The sequence below is a fragment of the Marinomonas sp. PE14-40 genome (assembly GCF_051623805.1).
GTDB lineage: Bacteria > Pseudomonadota > Gammaproteobacteria > Pseudomonadales > Marinomonadaceae > Marinomonas.
Genome location: NZ_CP130700.1, coordinates 839,763 through 858,241, shown reverse-complemented (window position 1 = coordinate 858,241; position 18,479 = coordinate 839,763). Strand labels below are relative to the sequence as shown.

Here is an 18,479-nt window from a genome sequence, read left to right as displayed (position 1 = left end):
TTTCGTGTTAGGAATATATTATGTCGGAATACAAAGATGCTACCCAAGCGATTCACGCTGGTATCAAACCAACTAATGAGCAGGAAAATAGCGAAGCTATTTTTATGACTTCTAGCTTTGCTTACTCAAGTGCTGAAGAAGCTGCCGCTATGTTTGGTGGTGATATGGATGGCAACGTATATTCTCGATTCACGAACCCTACCGTTGCTCTTTTTGAAAAAAGATTAGCAAGTCTAGAAAAAGGTGAAGCCGCGATAGCAACCAGTTCTGGCATGGCTGCATTGATGACATTAGCTTATACCTTGTTGAAATCTGGTGATAGGGTAGTTTGTTCACGTAATATCTTTGGTTCATCTATCAAGTTCTTCGATGCATACACCACTAAGTTTGGTATTGATGTTGTCTATGTAGATGCAACAGATTATGAAGGTTGGGAATCCCTAGTAGATGAGAATACACGCCTTTGTTATTTTGAAACGCCTTCAAATCCTTTGTATGAGGTTGTCGATGTAAAAAGGGTTGCAGAAATCTGTCATGCTAAAAGTGCGTTACTTTGTGTTGATACTGTTGTTGCAACACCTGCTTTACAAAACCCTCTTACACAAGGTGCTGATATTGTAATGCAGTCAGCAACTAAATTTATTGATGGACAAGGCCGTTGCCTAGGTGGCGCATTAATTTCAAGTCAAGAAATTATCGATCAGTTTACCGGCTTTATGAGAAGTGCAGGACCAGCAATGAGTCCATTTAATGCTTGGACATTATTGAATGGTTTAGAAACCTTATCCTTACGTATGAAGGCTCATTCAGGGAATGCTATGCAATTAGCACAATGGTTAGAGGCTCACCCTAAAGTAAGTAAGGTAAATTATGGTGGCCTTGCCAGTCATAAATATCATGAACTAGCTAAGCAACAGCAAAAAGACTTTGGTGGTTTATTATCATTTGTTGTTGATGGTGGACGAGAAGCTGCTTGGAAAGTCATTAATGGCACTAAATTGATGTCTATTACGGGCAACCTAGGGGATACAAAGACGCTCGTAACTCATCCTGCTACAACGACTCATGGGCGTTTAACGGATGAACAGAAAGATGCAGCAGGTATTGCAGAAGGCTTAGTACGTATATCTGTTGGTCTTGAAGATATTGAAGATATTATTAATGATTTGAAAACGGGTCTTGATAGCTTATAACCTAATTTTTAGTCATAAAAAAACGACCTCATATGGTCGTTTTTTTATGACTAATTTAACTGCCAAGTTCTAACAATAGTGGTAATTATTTAGGCTCTAAATCGTCATCATCTTGAGCGAGAAACTCAGCCTCTTTTTCAGCAAGTCTTATTTCTGCTTCTTTTTTCAGCTCTATTTTTTGAACCTCAAGCACAAATTTTTCAACGAATTCTTGTACGCTTTCTTGTGTTTTTGTAAACTGCCAGCTTGTCGACTCTTTTCTCGCGTAAACCATTTTGGCGATTAAGGCCCCAATTTTTTTGCCTTTATAGGTCACTACAAACTTCATTGACGTGTTAAGTTCGTACTGAGGAGTATCTCCTAAAGAGCAACCAGTAAAACTTAAATCTGTACAGTTAAAACGAGTATCACGGTCAATATGAAACACAAGAGGGTAGCCGTGAGTATCTACTCTTACTGCATTACGTTTGTTTGAAGACTCGTAAGTGAATCCAATTTCTTCTAAGTTTTCCATTAATCTGTTCGCTTAATTTTTCTCTAATACAAATTCGACACGCCTGTTGAGGGCTCTATTATCTTCATTATTATTAGGTGCAATAGGGACACTGTCAGCATAACCTGTCGCTGTCATTCTTTGTGGCGCTATTCCTTCCTCTAAAAAATATCTTAAAACGGTTGTTGCTCTTATTGCTGACAACTCCCAGTTACTGGGGAATTTCACTGTACGTATGGGGATGTTATCTGTATGTCCCTTAATATTAATAGAAAACTCATAATAAAACTGAAACATTCTAATGAGCTCTTCAAAAATATATTCAGCTTGCCAGGAAAGTTCTGATTCTCCAGATTCGAATAAGGTTTGACCATCAACAGTAATGATAAGTTGATCACCATTTTGCTGTACTGACACCACATTACTAATTTGCGATATCTCTAGCTGTTTATGAACCTCTGCAGTCATTTCCTCTATTTCTTTTAGCTCTTCTTGCTCCAGCACTTCGGCAGCACCAGCAGTATTAGTTGATGAGGTAATAAAGTCATCATTCACACCTATCTGGTGTTCCTCTGGTTGTACAACGTTCTCACCACCCGCAGAGTGCTTTTCTGGGTCTTGGGTAACATTAGCACCACTACTGTTCATTGCAATTTGAATGGATGAAAGGGCCGACTCTAACGTATATTTAGAGACTTTTGTCATACTAAATAACAAAATAAAGAAGACTAAAAGTAGTGACATTAGATCGGCATAGGTAAAAATCCAATCGGCCACTTCTTCCTGTTCAAATAACGGATCGTCATTCATTTTCGTGCGCCTGCGGCTTTTTCGTTCTCTTTATCACCAGCAGTAGGTAATTTTCTTTGTTTAGCTGGAATATAAGAAGACAAACGTTCATATACAGCTAGGTAGTTATTACTTCCCATTAAGCTGACCGTACCATCTCGAATAATTTCTAGTGTTTGAATTTCCAAAATGGTTCTTGCTTTAAGTTTACCTGCAATGGGCAAAAAGATAACGGTTGCCATTAAAGAGCCATAAAAAGTCGTAAGAAGGGCTACGGCCATTGAAGGGCCAATCATTTCAGGGTCATCAAGTCTTGATAACATCTGAATCAAACCAATGAGCGTTCCAAGCATGCCAAATGCGGGGGCATATGAGCCCATTTTTTTAAATACATCTTGTACTACATAGTGTCTGATTTTTAAGGAGTCGATATCAGCTTGTAATGTTTTACGAATATAGTCTTCGTCATTGGCATCAGATGCCATATTTAAAGCGCGTTTTAAAAATGGTGAGTCTGCCTCAACACGACTTAGTGCTATTAGTCCCTCACGGCGGGCTAGTTTAGTTAACTGCAACATGGTCGCAATCATGACTTGAGGGTTTTGTTTATCTTGGGAAAAAATGATAAAGCCAGCTTTAAATGCGGCCAAAGTGTCACGTATCTGAAAGGTAACTAAAGTTGCGGCAAGCGTTCCTCCGATTACAATCATGATACCCGGCACATTTATAAAAATGCTGAAATCATTACTTCCAAGCACAATGGCATAAAGAATTAAGCCAAAACCTGAAATGATACCAATCAGTGATGTAAAATCCATCTGCAGTGTTACCTTAATAAAATCAAAACGATAATAATTTAACTCATGTTTTTCTAAAATACACCTGCGATTAATAAAAGAGTACGAAACTCATGATTTTTTCGTCAACAATTGTATGAATAGTAGACAACATATCGATCACCATCGTCAATGTAACAAAGTGTAGTTTTAATGAAGTTGTAAGAGTGAGAGAGTGGGTTATAAATACGCTTACATTTGAGTAGCCTAACAGGTAACAAGGTGATTATTTATAAGCCTTGTTACCAGAATCGTTTAGATAATTAATTATCATAATCCGTTTCTACAAACCGCCAAACCTTTGATAAAAGTTGTCGTCTACAGGCGGTAATTTCCCGAGCTCGTTTTCCAAATGTAAATCTAACCAATTGTCTGCTTGAGAATATAATGATTGGTATAAACTTCGACATAGTTGTCTTGCTTGATAGCCTTCCCAATCATTAGGTAATAATGGGTCTGGAAGCTGAGGGTCTTTCAGTACTATTTTACGATATTCATGTATCAATAGGGTTCGAGCAAGATGGCAATCTTGGTCGGTTAAATCCATATTTTGTTTTATTGCTTGGTATAAAGGATTAAATGTTGAAATGAAATCATGGTAACGATTTGCTAATTGATCCAAATTCCAACTTTCATTAACTTGCTTGTATAACGCTTGAGGGCTCTTTTCTGAAATTGATTCTGTCTGCATGACAATTACATCTTGCTGGCACTCTAATTCGTTTAACAGGGCACTAATGTCGAGTCGATTAATTCTAGGGTGTAGCATTACATCATTGCCTAACGCACCAAAGCTCAACCACTCAAGTTCATCCCTAACTTCCTTTTTTTTATCCCCCATTAATTGATTAAGAAAAATAAGGCACCAACTACCTTGCCAATGAGGTGTTTTCATCTGGTAGACATGCTCAAATGCATTGTTAAAGCGCTTAGAGCCAGAATTTGTTAGGCAATAATAACTACGTCTACCTTGCTTATCGGCTTGTAGCCAATTTTCATTTACCAGTCTGTAAACAGAGGTTCTCACAAGTCTTTCGTTAATACCAAAAGGTGATAGTAATTCAAATAAACTACCTAGCCACACCTTATCTGCTCTTGGCGTAATTGCGTCACCAAATAAGCTAATAATCAAAGAGCCTGCCCGCAGAGGTCTTTGATTTTTGAAATTTTCTATCAAAAGAATTAGCTCAGTTTGTGCTGACATTAACATATCTCATTTTATTAGCGTTTAAGGTGTGTCATTTAGCATTATATAATTCAGTAGAGGGTTAATGCTAATAGAATCATGTGTTTACTTAACATCAGACTCTATCTTTGGGGCTAATGAGCTGCTTTGGACATATTCATCCATGCGCTTCCTATTGTCTTCCGCAAACGGTAAAGGGGAGCACTCTTCTAATGTTTGTTGACAACGAACTGCCAAATTTTGATATTCCTTTGTTCCTAGTTGTTTCCATTTTATTTCTTTCTCAGATAATTTACGTGTCACTTTTGCTGGAGATCCAACAATCAAAGATCCTTGCTCACATGTAAAGCCTGCTTTCACAATAGCGCCTGCTCCAACAAGGGAAAAATCAGCTATTTCGGCATTATCTAAAATAACGGCATTTATTCCTATAAGACTGTCTCTACCTACTTGGCAACCATGTAAAACCGCGCCATGTCCAATATGGCCGTTTTCTTTAATGATGGTATCTGATTTCGGAAAACCATGTACAACGCAGTTATCTTGGATGTTTGAGCCCTTTTCCATAACGATACGACCAAAGTCACCTCTTAACGAGGCATTTGGACCAACATAACAAGCTTCATCAATGTGTACGTCACCAATAAGCACGGCAGTTGGGTGCACAAATGCCTTTGTGTGTACAACAGGACGAATACCATCAAGCTTATAACATGGCATAAAAATCACCTTTTATGAATTGAGCGTAAGAGTAAGTTGCTTTATTTAATAATATGACACACAAATTTATCTTTATGCAAGTTGACCTGTGTCATAAAGTTATTATAATCGAAAGAAGTTAACAAAATTAACTCATACATTAGCCATGATGATTTAACTAATAATCAAAGCGATTTTTATGATGACTCAAGATCTTGAAACAGTATTAATAGTCGAAAAAATAGAAAAGCATATATGTCTACTAAAATTAAATAGACCTAAACAACTTAATGCATTGAATAATTATCTATTAGGTGAAATAGCAGAACAGGTAGCAAAGGCAAATGAGGGTGATGAGATTAAGTGCATTGTTATCACTGGTAGTAACCGAGTTTTTGCTGCAGGCGCTGATATAAATGAAATGTCTAATATGGATATGCAAGACCTACTCTTTGACCAAAGGTCAGCTTATTGGCAGGTAATCTCATCTAGTAAAAAACCGATTATCGCTGTAGTAAATGGTTATGCCTATGGGGGTGGATGCGAACTTGCCATGCATGCCGATATTCTGATTGCTGGTGATAACGCTAAATTTGCTCAACCTGAAATTAAGCTTGGCATTATGCCTGGTGCTGGTGGTACCCAGAGGTTACTCCACGCAGTTGGTAAATCTTTAGCAATGCAAATGACACTAACAGGTGAACCTATCAATGCTAAACAGGCTTTAAGTTCTGGGCTAATCAGTGAAATTTGTGTACCAGAATTAAGTTTAGAAAGAGGTTTAACAATTGCCAAGCAGATTACTCTCCAGGCTAGTGTCGCTGTCAACCTCATAAAACAAAGCGTAAATAAGGCTCAGGATACTGATTTATCTACGGGTTTAGCGTTTGAACGGCAAGCTTTTTGTCTTCTTGCAGCGACAGAAGATAGACAGGAAGGCTTAGCTGCCTTTAAAGAAAAAAGAAAACCGAGATATATAGGTCGCTAAAACGCTTATTTGAGGTTGTTGTTTTATTACTTGAGGCTGCACCTTCAAGCTGATGGCGAGACTAATAGATAAAAGGAATAATTCATGAAAGAAAATACTGGACAGCTTGAACCAATAATTCTTGAAATCAATAAAGGCATTGCTGTTTTAACTTTAAACAGGCCGGAACAACTTAATAGCTTTAATGCGCATATGCATGAAGAAATGAGACTAGCGTTAAAAAGAATAGAAAATGACGCGAGTGTACGCGTACTGGTAATTACCGGTGCTGGACGAGGTTTCTGTGCTGGGCAAGATTTATCTGATCGTAATGTTGCTCCAGGGGGCGATGTGCCAGATTTAGGCGAATCGTTAGAGCTTAAATACAATCCAATGATACGTAAAATTAAAGCCTTACCATTACCTGTTATCTGTGCTGTAAATGGTGTAGCAGCAGGAGCTGGAGCGAATATTGCTTTGGCTTGCGATATTGTTTTAGCCGCTAAATCAGCAAGTTTTATTCAAGCTTTTTGTAAATTGGGCCTCATACCTGATTCAGGTGGCACTTGGAGTTTGCCAAAAACAATTGGTATGGCAAGAGCTAAAGGTTTAGCGCTATTAGGGGAAGAACTACCCGCTGAAAAAGCTGAGTCATGGGGGTTGATTTGGCGTGCTATAGATAATGAATCCTTGATGGATGAAACAATGGCAATGGCTCTACATTTCTCAGAGCAACCAACAAAGGGCTTGGCATTAATAAAACGTGCTTTACATGCGAGTGAGGAACAAAGCTTTGATGCTCAATTAGACCTTGAACGTGATTTACAGAGATTAGCAGGTCGATCTGATGATTATCGTGAAGGTGTTAATGCTTTTATTGAAAAAAGACCAGCAAAGTTCACTGGTAATTAGCAGAAGTGGAGGCTAACACTATGTCACAATCAAAACCATTGATAGCAAAGTTTGATAGCACCAGCGTTGTTGCTGTTATTGGTGCTGGTGCTATGGGAGCAGGTATTGCTCAAATTGCGGCTCAATCAGGCCATAGAGTATTACTTTTTGATAAGAATGAAGCTGCAATTTTCAAAGCAAAAGAGTCGGTTGCTATACAGTTACATAAGCGAGTTTTAAAAGGGAAGTTAAGCCAAGAAAATTATGATTTATGTTTGGAGAATATTATCCCAACATATTCAATGAATGAATTGGCTGGTGCCGATTTAGTCATAGAAGCAATTATAGAGAATTTAGATGTTAAGCAGTCTTTATTTCTTGAGTTAGAGTCTATCTGCAAAGAAACCTGTATATTTACCTCAAACACCTCATCTATTTCTATAACATCCATCGCGTCTAAACTTTCTAGACCAGAACGTTTCTTAGGGCTTCATTTTTTTAATCCTGCACCAGTCATGCCGTTAGTCGAAGTCATTAGTGGATTAGAAAGTGACCAAGCGCTAGCCAAAGTTTTATACCAAGCTTGTATACGTTGGGAAAAAAAGCCTGTTTACGCCAAAAGTAGTCCAGGCTTTATTGTAAACCGAGTCGCACGACCATTTTATGCTGAAGCATTAAGGATTTTAGATGAACAAGGAGCCAGTGTTTCGCAAATAGATGAATTAATGCGAGAGTGTGGCTGCTTTAAAATGGGCCCTTTTGAGTTGATGGATCTAATTGGACATGATGTTAATTACGCTGTGACAGAGTCGGTATTTCATGCCTATTACCAAGACCCCAAGTTTAAACCATCTTTGAGTCAAAAAAGTTTATTAGAAGCTGGGTTTCTTGGAAGAAAAACAGGACGTGGCTTTTATCAATATGATTCCAATGGCGATAAACACATACCGAACAATCTTACGGATTTACCAATAGATAGAAAATGGACGGAAAGTAAAGCGCCAGAGGGGCTTTTAAAACAAATACAAGTCACATCCAAACAAGAAAATCAGCAAAATCAGTTGAGTCCAACTAAAGGGTTAATTGAACGTTTTCTAAATGATAATTTTTATTTTGATAATGAAACCAACCAAGACTTAGAGCAGCAAATAGTCACTAGCTTTAAATTTGGCGAGGCACATATAGCGTTAACAAATGGCCTTACTGCAACCGAAAGAGCGAAAGAAGAAAGCCTTAATAATTTGGTGTTATTTGACTTAGCATTTGATTACTCAAGTATTACTAAATTAGCAATTAGTGCTTCAGATAACTGTTCGTCACAAGCTTTAGATGATGCCTACACCTTATTCGGATTAATTGGAATAACGTTAATCAAACTCGATGACATTCCTGGTTTAGTTTTAATGAGAACATTGGCCATGTTGACCAATGAAGCAGTAGAGACTTGCTTGCAAGGCGTGGCGACAGGGGAAGATATAGATAAAGCAATGTGTGCTGGGGTTAATTACCCTCAAGGACCAATAGCCTGGGGGCAAAGAGTTGGATTAACTCTTATTCATCAAACGCTTGTAAATCTCCAGCTTAGTTATGGTGAAGATAGATATCGGCCTTCATCTTTGTTAAGACGTTTAAGTGTTAGCGGTAAAAAAATAGTAAATGAGCCTGCTCATTAAGCTAAACTTTTAAAATTCACTTTTGGTGTTATAAATGAATCAATTACAAAATGCTTATATTATCGATGCAATTAGAACCCCAATTGGTCGATATGCTGGATCTCTGTCGAGTGTTAGAACCGATGACCTAGGCGCTATTCCAATCAAATCACTCATGTCTCGAAATCACGGGGTGAATTGGAACAAGGTTGATGATGTGATTTTAGGCTGCGCTAACCAAGCGGGGGAAGATAATAGAGATGTGGCGAGAATGAGTGCCTTATTAGCAGGCCTTCCTATTTCTGTTTCGGGTACCACTATTAACCGTTTATGTGGTTCGGGTATGGATGCCGTTGGGTATGCTGCTAGGGCGTTAAAGACAAATGAAAGTGCTTTGATGATAGCTGGTGGCGTAGAGTCAATGTCTAGAGCACCTATGGTCATGGGGAAAGCCGAAAGCGCTTTTAGTCGTCAAGCAGAACTTTTTGATACTACGATAGGCTGGCGTTTCATAAATCCCTTAATGGAAGAAAAGTATGGTGTAGATTCTATGCCAGAAACGGCTGAAAATTTAGCGCAAAAATACGAAATAAGTCGCCTTGATCAAGATGCTTTTGCTTATTTAAGCCAAGAAAAAACAACTAAAGCGCAAGCTGAAGGGCGCTTTGAACAAGAAATTACGCCAGTCTTGATTAAACAGAGAAAGAAAAAAGACATCATAATTGATCAGGATGAGCACCCAAGGTTAACCAGCTTAGAGAAGTTAGCTCAACTTAAAGCACCCTTTAGGAACGAAGGCAGTGTAACCGCTGGAAATGCGTCCGGTGTAAACGATGGCGCTTGTGCTTTGCTTTTGGCTAATGATGAGGCCATCACTGAGCATGGCTTGAAGCCAAGAGCAAAGGTACTTGCTATGGCGACTACAGGTGTTGAGCCTAAGTTTATGGGAATTGGTCCTGTACCAGCAACACAAAAAGTATTGAGGCAACTTGGTTTATCATTAGATGACATGGATGTAATTGAATTAAACGAAGCCTTTGCTGCTCAAGCGCTTGCTGTTATTCGCAACTTAGATTTAGATGAAAATGACTCTAGGATTAATCCCAATGGCGGTGCAATTGCATTAGGGCACCCTTTAGGAATGAGCGGTGCTCGTTTAATCACCACTGCGCTACATGAACTAGAGTTAAGAGCGATCAAGGGTGAGAGGTCAAAATATGCGCTTTGTACAATGTGCGTAGGTGTCGGTCAGGGGATTGCAATTGTGATAGAGCGAATTTAGTTTGCTTTTCTGCTGCTAAACCTTAAGTGATGAAACAATGCCTTTAATGATCAGTTTTGACCTTTAAAGGCATTCATATAAAAAGCAAAATATTATGATTTGAGGGATGATTTGTATAAATATAATCGTCTTTATTGAGAGGTTAAGTATAAAAGCTTTAATTTTATGCTTTGAACAAATTTCTTCACTAAATTTTATGCGTGTATTTTTCATTATTATTTCTGTCGACAACTTATTAGTTAAGGTATTCCTTAAATAATTGCTAAGCGCCTAACCCACACTTTCCCTGCCAAAAGCATTCATTGCTTTGTGATAATTATTTATGATTTTTAAAAAGCTAAAACCAACTTATCTTATTATTTGTTGCTTGACGAATAGGTGTTGAGAGAGTCGATAGAAGTAATAAAATTACGTTCTTTTTCGCTGGAAATGAAAAAAAATAAGTATGAAAGATGAGTAAAACAGTATGATTTTCAGTGCCTTAAGGGCTGTGCGATTACTTTTTGATATTTTTACTTGTTTGACTATAACCCAAAGAGAGTCTCTTTACGGGGATTAATAGGTGTTTTCGAAACTATGAGAATAGACGATTCTAGATAGCAATTTACTCAGATCCTAAAGCACATTTATTTTAACAACTTTGCCGATGTTAATCCTATAATCTAAGTTATACAGGGATGCCTTGTTATAAAATTAGTTATAGATAAAATGTTTGTATATTCCAAAAAGAAATAAAAAAATCCATTTATATTTCAAAATATTTTGTAAGTTTAAAGTAAATGCGGTAGTACAGCCACCTATTCTCGAGATAGACAATAGATGGCCAATTTAGCGCTTAAGCATTTACTCTACTTAAATTGCCATTATTTCAATAAACATTCTAGGGTGATCAAAGGTCAAAGTCGCCAACTTGATACCCGCCCACTTCGGGCTTGAAACTTATCGCTATACGGTTCCAGCTATTTATCGTGGTAATAACCAAGGTCAAATCTACCAGCTGTTCTTCTGAGAAATGCTCTCTCGTTGACTTATATAGTTGATCATCAATTTCATTTTGATGAATTAATGTATTTGCTTCGGCCCAAGCTAAAGCTGCACGTTCCTTTTCACTAAAGAAGTTTGTTTCTCTCCATGCTATCAAGCTATGTAACCTTTGCTCTGTTTCTCCTAATGCTCTTGCATCTTTGCTGTGCATATCAAGACAGTAAGCGCAGCCATTAATCTGTGATACACGTATTTTTACTAATTCTGATAGGGTTTTATCCAAAGTATTTTTGATTTTGTAACAGCTAGAAATATACTTTTCAGCTTCAATTAAAGTGTTCATTGCGCCAGGGGATGCTTGAAAATGGTTAAGTCTTTGTGACATGGTATTGCTCCTTAATGGATTAATCGTATGAAGCAAGATTAGACTGAGTGCTTTATTAAAAATTGGATAAAAACGACTTAATGCCAACACTTGATGATATTAATTATCTTAAAATCTCTCCAGAACCGCCTTTGGGTGATTATGTACAAACCATATGGTTGGCACGGCATGATAAGAACAAAGAGGTATTGGCCTTTAGCTTGCTAAGCGATTGTGGTTCTTGCATTTTGTTTAACTATGGTGATGAAATTAGATTAACAAGAAATAATCACTCGCACAGGGTTTCAAAACAGGCCGCGGTAGTAGGACCAAGCAAAGCGCTTTTTGAGATTGTTTTTAATAATCAAATTTGCACACTCGGTATTAATTTTCACCCCGGTACTGGTTGTCCTTTCTTAGAGAGTGGAATGGAGCAATTGATTGATAGAATAGACATTTCTAATGAAAAACGTTTTGCAAATGCTCATCATATGTACATCAAATTTGAAACTGAAATTAAAGCAGTAACAGGTGAAAGCTTACTGAGAAAAGTAGAAGAAGGTTTAATTAGTAACTTGTCTAATTATCACTTACAAGCTCAGGATAAATTAGAATCTCTCATTACTCTTTTTAAGCGCGAACAGGATATGCCATTAGAGTTATTAGCGGATATGTCTGGTGTTTCCGCTAGAGAAATTCAAAGAAAATTTAAACAGTACGTTGGTATCAGTCCAAAAGTTTATCAAAGGCTCATGAAGCTAAATAAGGTTAAAGGTAGGCTATCAAGTGGGGATTATGAAAGCTTAACTCAGTTAGCAATTGATAATGGCTATTATGATCAAGCCCATTTTATACGAGAGTTTAAATATTTTATGAAACTCACGCCAAAACAGTATCGGAAATTAAAGGAAAATAACTAAATTGAGCGCGCTCAATTAATTCGTCTTGTTAATAAGACATCAAAATGGAAGCTTTCATGTTAAACACGCTATCGATTTCAAATTACCGCTCATTAGTTAAGTTAGTTATCCCTTTAGGTCGACTTAATTTGATAACGGGCGCCAATGCTAGCGGTAAGTCTAATCTATATAAAGCCTTGAGATTATTAGCTGAAACTGCCCAAGGAGGGGTTGTCAACGCTCTCGCAAAAGAAGGAGGGCTTGAGGCTTGTTTTTGGGCTGGTCCAGAAGTTATTTCAGATAGAATGAGACGAAGTGAGATCCCTATACAGGGTGGACCAAGAAGCAAGACGAAACGTTTAAGGCTAGGCTTCACAGGAGATGACTTTGGATATTCAATTTCTTTAGGTTTACCTAAACCAAGTAATTCTGCTTTTTCATTAGATCCTGAGATTAAAAGAGAATGTATTTGGGCTTGTCACTCTGGCTCAAGTACATATCGTCCAGCATCGTCTCTCATCGACAGAGATGCAAGCTTGATTAAAATTAGAGAAAAACGTAATTGGCAGGTAATGAGTCAAAATATAGCCACTTTCGATAGTATTTTTAGTCAGATATCAGACCCAGATAAAACGCCAGAAGTAATCACTCTAAGAGATAATATTAGACATTGGCGTTTTTATGATCATTTTAGAAGTGACATGGATGCGCCTGCAAGGCATGCTCAATTAGGGACAAGAACGCCAGTTTTACATCATGATGGTCGAGATCTTGCTGCTGCACTGCAAACGATTAATGAAATTGGGAGTCATGAGGCTTTGGCTGACGCCATTAGTGATGCTTTTCCAGGAGCGCATTTAAAGATAGCGATAAAAGAAGATGCTCGTTTCGCGATCGAGTTTTACCAATATGGTTTGTTAAGGCCTTTATCCGGGCAGGAGTTATCAGATGGCACTTTACGGTACTTATTATGGGTGGCGGCACTATTAACACCAAGACCTCCACCATTAATGGTACTTAATGAGCCTGAAACAAGTTTACATCCAGATTTATTGCCTGCTTTGGCAAGGCTTATTGTCAGCGCTTCTGAGCGAACTCAAGTCTGGGTCGTATCTCATGCTTCAAGGCTTATTGCTGCCCTTGAAGAGCATGAAGGTTGTCACAGTATCTGCTTAAAAAAAGAGTTGGGGGAAACAAGCGTTGTGGGTCAAGGCATGCTTGACGAGCCTCATTGGGTTTGGCCAGATGCAAGTAAATAATGCCAGGCCCAAAAAGCCTGGCACAATTGCTAACTATTAGTCATGTTGTTCTTGATGCGGCATCTGATAATAACTTAGGTTTGTTATCATTAGTTCAACATGGCTCTTCATAGCCGCATCAAACCTGCCATGTTTGCCATATTTAGCTTTTAATTTATCTAACGCATTTTCTGCGACACCATTATGGAATTTATGTACTGATACTAAAATATCCGCATTAGGGGTGAAGTATTTGCCAAAAGGTTCTTCAGAAAAAGCCATATTTACAGAGTTTCGAATATCATTAATAAGGGTTAGATGTTTATCTATATCCTTACGTGAGCCTATGTTGCCATGACCAGCATTAAGGTATTTCCAATCCATTTCTTTTACTTTCTTTAGATTGTTTTCAAGTGGAGCTATGTCTAACGCACCAACTAGTCTGAAGTATGGAATAAAGTCCTCTGGCTCAATTGCATCAGGATAATGAAGTACACCTTCACCTTCTAATAGGAACATTGAGTTATCAATACTGTGGGTGTCATTTGCTGCCGTGATAGAGACTTTTAATTCATCAAACATAAAATAATTTTTTTCAGCACTAACAACCTGTGTTGGAACCGGTACCAGGTTTCCGTATCGTGTCACTTGATCAGCGACTGCTTCAGGGGCAATAATATTAAGATTCACGTTTTCTTTTTTCGCATTATCTACAAATATTTGTGCGTCAGATAAATGATCTAAATGGTAGTGAGAATAGATTAGGGCAGTGATAGGTAAATCAGTAACGCTTTTTATTGCTTTAATAACTGATTGTGCCCCACCATTTGAAAGTGGGTCAATTACCATCACACCTTTATCAGATACATAAAACGTTGCATTGTGAGTACCTGTCGCAACAAAGTAAGTTCTCTGTGTTAATGCCTGCAAAACATAGGGTTGTGTATAGCGGTTTTGAATTAAGTTTGGAATGTATTGCCCTGGTTGAATGGTCTCTACCATTGTAGTTGCTGCTGCATTAGACAAGCTTGGTAATGCCAGTGTTGCTGACATTAAGCTTGTTATTAGTGCCATTCGTACTTTTGTGAAAGTCATTGTTAACCTCAGGTGAATATTGGATTAGTTCTAAAATATAAATACAGTCTCTTAGTATTTATCTCTTACCCTTCTACTGCTTGCAAAGGGGCTATCTTGCAAAGCTTTTTAATCTATTCCATTTACTAGTTTCTATTGCGTAGAAGAAGCTGAGACAAATGTAACGCTAAATAAATTGTTTCAAAATAGACGAATGGCAAGAATTAATGTGCAAAAATGCAGATTAGAGTTTGCTTATTTTTAACATTAAATATGATTCTATTAGTCATAATTATGCAATTGTGTGTTTTATGATTGAGGATTTTTAGATGCTTTTAAGTCAATTAAAATGAGAAGAGTCTTCGGGTCTTTTAAATTTAGAGTTTTATTAATAAATGTTAAACAAAATTTAGGTAACTACATTGAATAAAATAACAGCACACTTACAACATGAAAATGCAGCAAAACTATTAATCCGTTTGACTCTAGGCACTTTATTATTGATGCACGGTTTAGCTAAAATTGGGAATGCAGATTCACTTGGCTTTATAGCATCGCAATTAACAAGCTTTGGATTACCAAATTTTTTGCTCTATGGCGTTTTTATAGGAGAGTTATTTGCACCACTTATGTTAATAATCGGTTTTCAAAGTCGTATTGCAGGCTTGTTGATTGCTGGCAATATGTTATTTGCGATAGGTTTAGTACATATGACAGAAATTTTCAGTATTAATAACACGGGAGGTTGGGCGCTTGAATTACAAGGCTTTTATTTGCTTTCTGGGCTAGTAATTGCTTTATTAGGCAGTGGTCGTTACGCAATTCAAGCTGATTAAGTAAGCAAATTAAGGCTCTATCAATATCCCTCTTGAGCTGTAATACACCTTCTAGTCATCTCAATGTAATCTAAATCAAAAGATACACTAGGCTTTAGCAGATGAGCCTTGTGTTTTTTAAAATTTGTAGTTTTCCTTAAAGTATTTAGTAACTTTTAGTTTTTTAACTCTTCCTACACTAATAGTTATTCTTTCTCACAGCCATTCCTATCTATTGGTTTTTTCTCTATTACGATACGTAAATTAATAATTTATTAAATTTAATGTATCTTAATAATGTCTATTTAAAACAACATCTTAGCTTTAAAAAATTAAAATGGTTATGTTTGATAATAATTTATGATACTTAAAATTCTTGTGTTTGATATTTGTTGTGTCATAAACTTATTTGTAATTAGTGGAATGTAATAACCATTTTAAGTAGATGTAGAGGTAGTAATGTACGCTCAACTTGTGGAAACCGGCGTTAAAAAAGTCAAAAGTCAGGATGAAATGAGTCAGGACGAGAGTGACTTTCAAGCAAAAATAGATGCTGAAATTAAAATTGAAGCAAAGAACTGGATGCCAGAAGCTTATAGAAAAACCTTAATTAGACAAATCTCTCAACATGCCCATTCAGAAATTGTTGGTATGTTACCTGAAGGTAATTGGCTAACCCGAGCGCCGACATTAAAAAGAAAGCTGCAGCTGTTAGCCAAAATACAAGACGAAGCAGGTCATGGTTTGTACCTTTATAGCGCTATGGAGACTCTTGGTGCAGATAGAGATACTGAAATTGAAAAGTTACACACGGGTAAGGCAAAGTACTCAAGTATTTTTAATTACCCAACATTAAATTGGACTGACATGGGGGCAATTGGTTGGCTCGTGGATGGTGCAGCCATAGTCAATCAAGTGGTACTACAACGAACCTCTTATGGCCCTTATTCACGTGCTATGGTGCGAATTTGCAAAGAAGAAAGCTTTCATCAGCGCCAAGGCTACGAAATTTTATTAACCATAATGCAACATGGTACAGATGGACAAAAAGCCATGGTTCAGGATTCAATCAATCGTTTGTGGTGGCCGTCTCTTATGATGTTTGGCCCTACCGATGATGATTCACCTAATTCTAAGCAATCCTTAGCTTGGAAAATTAAACGTAAATCCAATGATGAATTACGCCAAATGTTTATCGATCAAACGATTCCTCAACTTGAATTTCTAGGCTGTACCGCACCTGATCCGGATTTAAAGTGGAATGAAGAAACGGGTCATTATGATTTTGGTGAAATTGATTGGGGTGAATTTTACGCCGTGTTAAAGGGTAATGGTCCTTGTAACCAAGAAAGATTAGCTAAACGTAAAAATGCGATTGATAAGGGGGCTTGGGTAAGAGAAGCCGCTGTTGCCTATGCCAAAAAACAAGAATCAATGAAGGGAGCTTAAGATGTCAGAATATCCATTATATGAAGTGTTTGTACGAAGTAAGCATGGTCTGAACCACAAGCATGTAGGTAGTGTTCATGCGATAGATGATGCCATGGCGATGGAAAATGCTAGAGAACTTTATACCAGACGTTGCGAAGGTGTCAGCATTTGGGTTGTTCCTTCAAAGATGATTACAGCGTCGGCATTAGATGACAAAGAGGCTTTGTTTGATCCGTCTGAAGATAAGATTTATCGCCACGCCTCATTTTATGAACTACCTGATGAAGTCGGTCATATGTAAGGACATCTTTGATGAATACAAATACTAGTCACACTCATTCTTTATTTACATATTTGCTCAGGTTAGCTGATTCAAATTTAATCCTGTCACAAAGGTTATGCGAACTTTGCGGTGATGCACCTTCTTTAGAAGAAGAGTTAGCAATTAGTAATGTTGCGCTAGATTTAATTGGACAAGCAAAAAATTGGTATGAGTACGCCAGTGAATTAGATCCATTAAAACGTACAGCAGACCATTTAGCCTTTCGACGTGATGCCCATGAGTTTTATAACGTCCTTTTAGTTGAACAAAAAAATGGCAACTTTGCCGAAACAATTACTCGACAGTTTTTCTTCGATGCTTGGCATTTATCAATTTTAGAGTCGTTACAGGACTCTAAAGATGAGCGTATTAAGTCTATTGCTAGCAAAGCAGTGAAAGAAGTTTCTTATCACCTAAGGCGTTCGAGCCAATGGATGATTCGATTAGGTGATGGAACTGAGCTAAGTCACGAAAAAATGCAATCAGCGATAAATCAATTGTGGCGATTTACCGGTGAACTTATAACGAATGATCACCTTGAAAATACTTTGGAGCGAGTTGGGCTTATTCCTGATTCTCATAAAATATCTGGTTTGTGGAAGCATTCAATTGAGACAGTGCTGTCGCAAGCTAAGTTAATTAATCCTGATTATGATGCCTGGATGTATAAAGGTGGTAAACAAGGAGAGCATACTGAGTTGTTAGGTTTTATTTTAGCTGAAATGCAATATCTGCAGAGGGCATATCCAGATGCAAAAGTATGGTAGGCCTTCCCCTAAATCATTGATGGACAGCACTCCTTATCTAAACTCGGCTAAGGAACAAATTTTAGCTACAGATATTCTAGGTGACCTTAGTAAACCTCTTGAGTATGACGAGACATCTATCTGGCAAGTTCTAACTCAAGTGCAGGACCCAGAAATTCCGACAGTTAGCATTGTTGATTTAGGCATTATTCGTAGTGTAAGCCTTAGCTTAAGACAAATTTTTGTTGAGGTAACACCCACTTATTCAGGTTGTCCTGCAACTGATCTCATCAATGATTTGATTTTAGAGGCATTGTGTCATGCAGGTTATCAGAACATTAAAATAGAACAGGTTCTGTCTCCCGCTTGGACGAGTGATTTTATTACAAGCACAGGGCGAAAAAAGCTGATAGACGCTGGAATTGCACCTCCTAAAGGACTTGTTTCTAAATCAAGTTTAATAGACCGCGAGATTACGTGTCCCCATTGTAATAGCGAAAATACTAGATTAATAAGCGAATTTGGTTCGACTGCATGTAAGGCATTATATCAATGCAATGATTGTCGTGAGGCCTTTGATTATTTTAAGTGTATTTAACACTGGATGAGTATTAAATG

19 protein-coding genes are annotated in these 18,479 nt (G+C 37.6%); 12 read left to right on the top strand and 7 right to left on the bottom strand.

Going from position 1 to position 18,479, the window contains the following annotated elements:
- Positions 1-20 precede the first annotated feature (20 nt).
- Positions 21-1,193 carry an O-succinylhomoserine sulfhydrylase gene (locus tag Q0A08_RS03955; protein WP_438465024.1) on the top strand — a complete coding sequence of 391 codons (1,173 nt, stop codon included), beginning with the start codon at positions 21-23 and terminating at the stop codon, positions 1,191-1,193.
- Between the two features lie 85 nt (positions 1,194-1,278).
- Here Q0A08_RS03955 and Q0A08_RS03950 read toward each other — a convergent pair whose 3' ends face one another.
- The 5 genes from Q0A08_RS03950 to Q0A08_RS03930 form a co-directional block, all read right to left on the bottom strand.
- Positions 1,279-1,707, bottom strand: a complete 429-nt coding sequence (locus Q0A08_RS03950; protein ID WP_438465022.1) for a hypothetical protein — start codon at positions 1,705-1,707, stop codon at positions 1,279-1,281.
- Positions 1,708-1,719: 12 nt separating this feature from the next.
- Positions 1,720-2,496, bottom strand: coding sequence for an OmpA/MotB family protein (locus Q0A08_RS03945; RefSeq protein ID WP_438465020.1), 777 nt, complete (start codon positions 2,494-2,496; stop codon positions 1,720-1,722).
- Positions 2,493-3,293, bottom strand: coding sequence for a motility protein A (locus Q0A08_RS03940; protein WP_438465018.1), 801 nt, complete (start codon positions 3,291-3,293; stop codon positions 2,493-2,495). The genes Q0A08_RS03945 and Q0A08_RS03940 overlap by 4 nt, the downstream gene beginning before the upstream one ends.
- 301 nt (positions 3,294-3,594) lie before the next feature.
- On the bottom strand, positions 3,595-4,515 hold the full coding sequence (paaX, locus tag Q0A08_RS03935; protein ID WP_438465017.1) for a phenylacetic acid degradation operon negative regulatory protein PaaX: 921 nt from the start codon (positions 4,513-4,515) through the stop codon (positions 3,595-3,597).
- An 87-nt stretch (positions 4,516-4,602) separates the two neighbouring features.
- Complete coding sequence (locus Q0A08_RS03930; protein WP_438465016.1) at positions 4,603-5,217, bottom strand: phenylacetic acid degradation protein PaaY; 615 nt, start codon at positions 5,215-5,217, stop codon at positions 4,603-4,605.
- A 178-nt stretch (positions 5,218-5,395) separates the two neighbouring features.
- Here Q0A08_RS03930 and Q0A08_RS03925 point away from each other — a divergent pair, with 178 nt between their 5' ends.
- From Q0A08_RS03925 to pcaF, 4 genes are all read left to right on the top strand, one after another.
- Positions 5,396-6,184: an enoyl-CoA hydratase-related protein gene (locus tag Q0A08_RS03925; protein ID WP_438465014.1), complete on the top strand. Its 789-nt coding sequence runs from the start codon at positions 5,396-5,398 to the stop codon at positions 6,182-6,184.
- An 84-nt stretch (positions 6,185-6,268) separates the two neighbouring features.
- A complete protein-coding gene (gene paaG / locus Q0A08_RS03920) occupies positions 6,269-7,075 on the top strand; it encodes a 2-(1,2-epoxy-1,2-dihydrophenyl)acetyl-CoA isomerase PaaG (protein ID WP_438465013.1) in 807 nt (268 codons plus the stop codon).
- A gap of 20 nt (positions 7,076-7,095) precedes the next feature.
- Positions 7,096-8,727, top strand: a complete 1,632-nt coding sequence (locus Q0A08_RS03915; protein ID WP_438465011.1) for a 3-hydroxyacyl-CoA dehydrogenase — start codon at positions 7,096-7,098, stop codon at positions 8,725-8,727.
- A gap of 34 nt (positions 8,728-8,761) precedes the next feature.
- Complete coding sequence (pcaF, locus tag Q0A08_RS03910; RefSeq protein ID WP_438465009.1) at positions 8,762-9,988, top strand: 3-oxoadipyl-CoA thiolase; 1,227 nt, start codon at positions 8,762-8,764, stop codon at positions 9,986-9,988.
- An 889-nt stretch (positions 9,989-10,877) separates the two neighbouring features.
- Here pcaF and Q0A08_RS03905 read toward each other — a convergent pair.
- The gene (locus tag Q0A08_RS03905; protein WP_438465007.1) at positions 10,878-11,357 is read right to left on the bottom strand and encodes a carboxymuconolactone decarboxylase family protein; all 480 of its coding nucleotides are present in this window, start codon (positions 11,355-11,357) and stop codon (positions 10,878-10,880) included.
- A gap of 80 nt (positions 11,358-11,437) precedes the next feature.
- Between Q0A08_RS03905 and Q0A08_RS03900 the strand changes: the two genes are divergently transcribed.
- Both Q0A08_RS03900 and Q0A08_RS03895 read left to right on the top strand, forming a co-directional pair.
- Entirely contained in the window at positions 11,438-12,256 is an 819-nt protein-coding gene (locus Q0A08_RS03900) for a helix-turn-helix domain-containing protein (protein WP_438465006.1), read from the top strand.
- A 56-nt stretch (positions 12,257-12,312) separates the two neighbouring features.
- A complete protein-coding gene (locus Q0A08_RS03895) occupies positions 12,313-13,494 on the top strand; it encodes an AAA family ATPase (protein WP_438465004.1) in 1,182 nt (393 codons plus the stop codon).
- 36 nt (positions 13,495-13,530) lie between these two features.
- Here the strand turns inward: Q0A08_RS03895 and Q0A08_RS03890 are convergent, their stop codons facing one another.
- Positions 13,531-14,547, bottom strand: a complete 1,017-nt coding sequence (locus Q0A08_RS03890) for an MBL fold metallo-hydrolase (RefSeq protein ID WP_438465003.1) — start codon at positions 14,545-14,547, stop codon at positions 13,531-13,533.
- Positions 14,548-14,969: 422 nt separating this feature from the next.
- On the opposite strand from Q0A08_RS03890, the gene Q0A08_RS03885 reads away from it, so the two are divergent.
- From Q0A08_RS03885 to paaD, 5 genes are all read left to right on the top strand, one after another.
- Positions 14,970-15,383, top strand: a complete 414-nt coding sequence (locus Q0A08_RS03885; RefSeq protein ID WP_438465001.1) for a DoxX family protein — start codon at positions 14,970-14,972, stop codon at positions 15,381-15,383.
- A gap of 438 nt (positions 15,384-15,821) precedes the next feature.
- Positions 15,822-16,811, top strand: coding sequence for a 1,2-phenylacetyl-CoA epoxidase subunit PaaA (gene paaA, locus Q0A08_RS03880; RefSeq protein ID WP_438464999.1), 990 nt, complete (start codon positions 15,822-15,824; stop codon positions 16,809-16,811).
- A gap of 1 nt (position 16,812) precedes the next feature.
- Positions 16,813-17,094, top strand: coding sequence for a 1,2-phenylacetyl-CoA epoxidase subunit PaaB (paaB, locus tag Q0A08_RS03875; RefSeq protein ID WP_063337190.1), 282 nt, complete (start codon positions 16,813-16,815; stop codon positions 17,092-17,094).
- A gap of 11 nt (positions 17,095-17,105) precedes the next feature.
- On the top strand, positions 17,106-17,882 hold the full coding sequence (gene paaC / locus Q0A08_RS03870; protein WP_438464998.1) for a 1,2-phenylacetyl-CoA epoxidase subunit PaaC: 777 nt from the start codon (positions 17,106-17,108) through the stop codon (positions 17,880-17,882).
- Complete coding sequence (gene paaD, locus Q0A08_RS03865) at positions 17,866-18,459, top strand: 1,2-phenylacetyl-CoA epoxidase subunit PaaD (protein WP_438464997.1); 594 nt, start codon at positions 17,866-17,868, stop codon at positions 18,457-18,459. Before paaC ends, paaD begins: the two co-directional genes overlap by 17 nt.
- Positions 18,460-18,479: the final 20 nt, after the last annotated feature.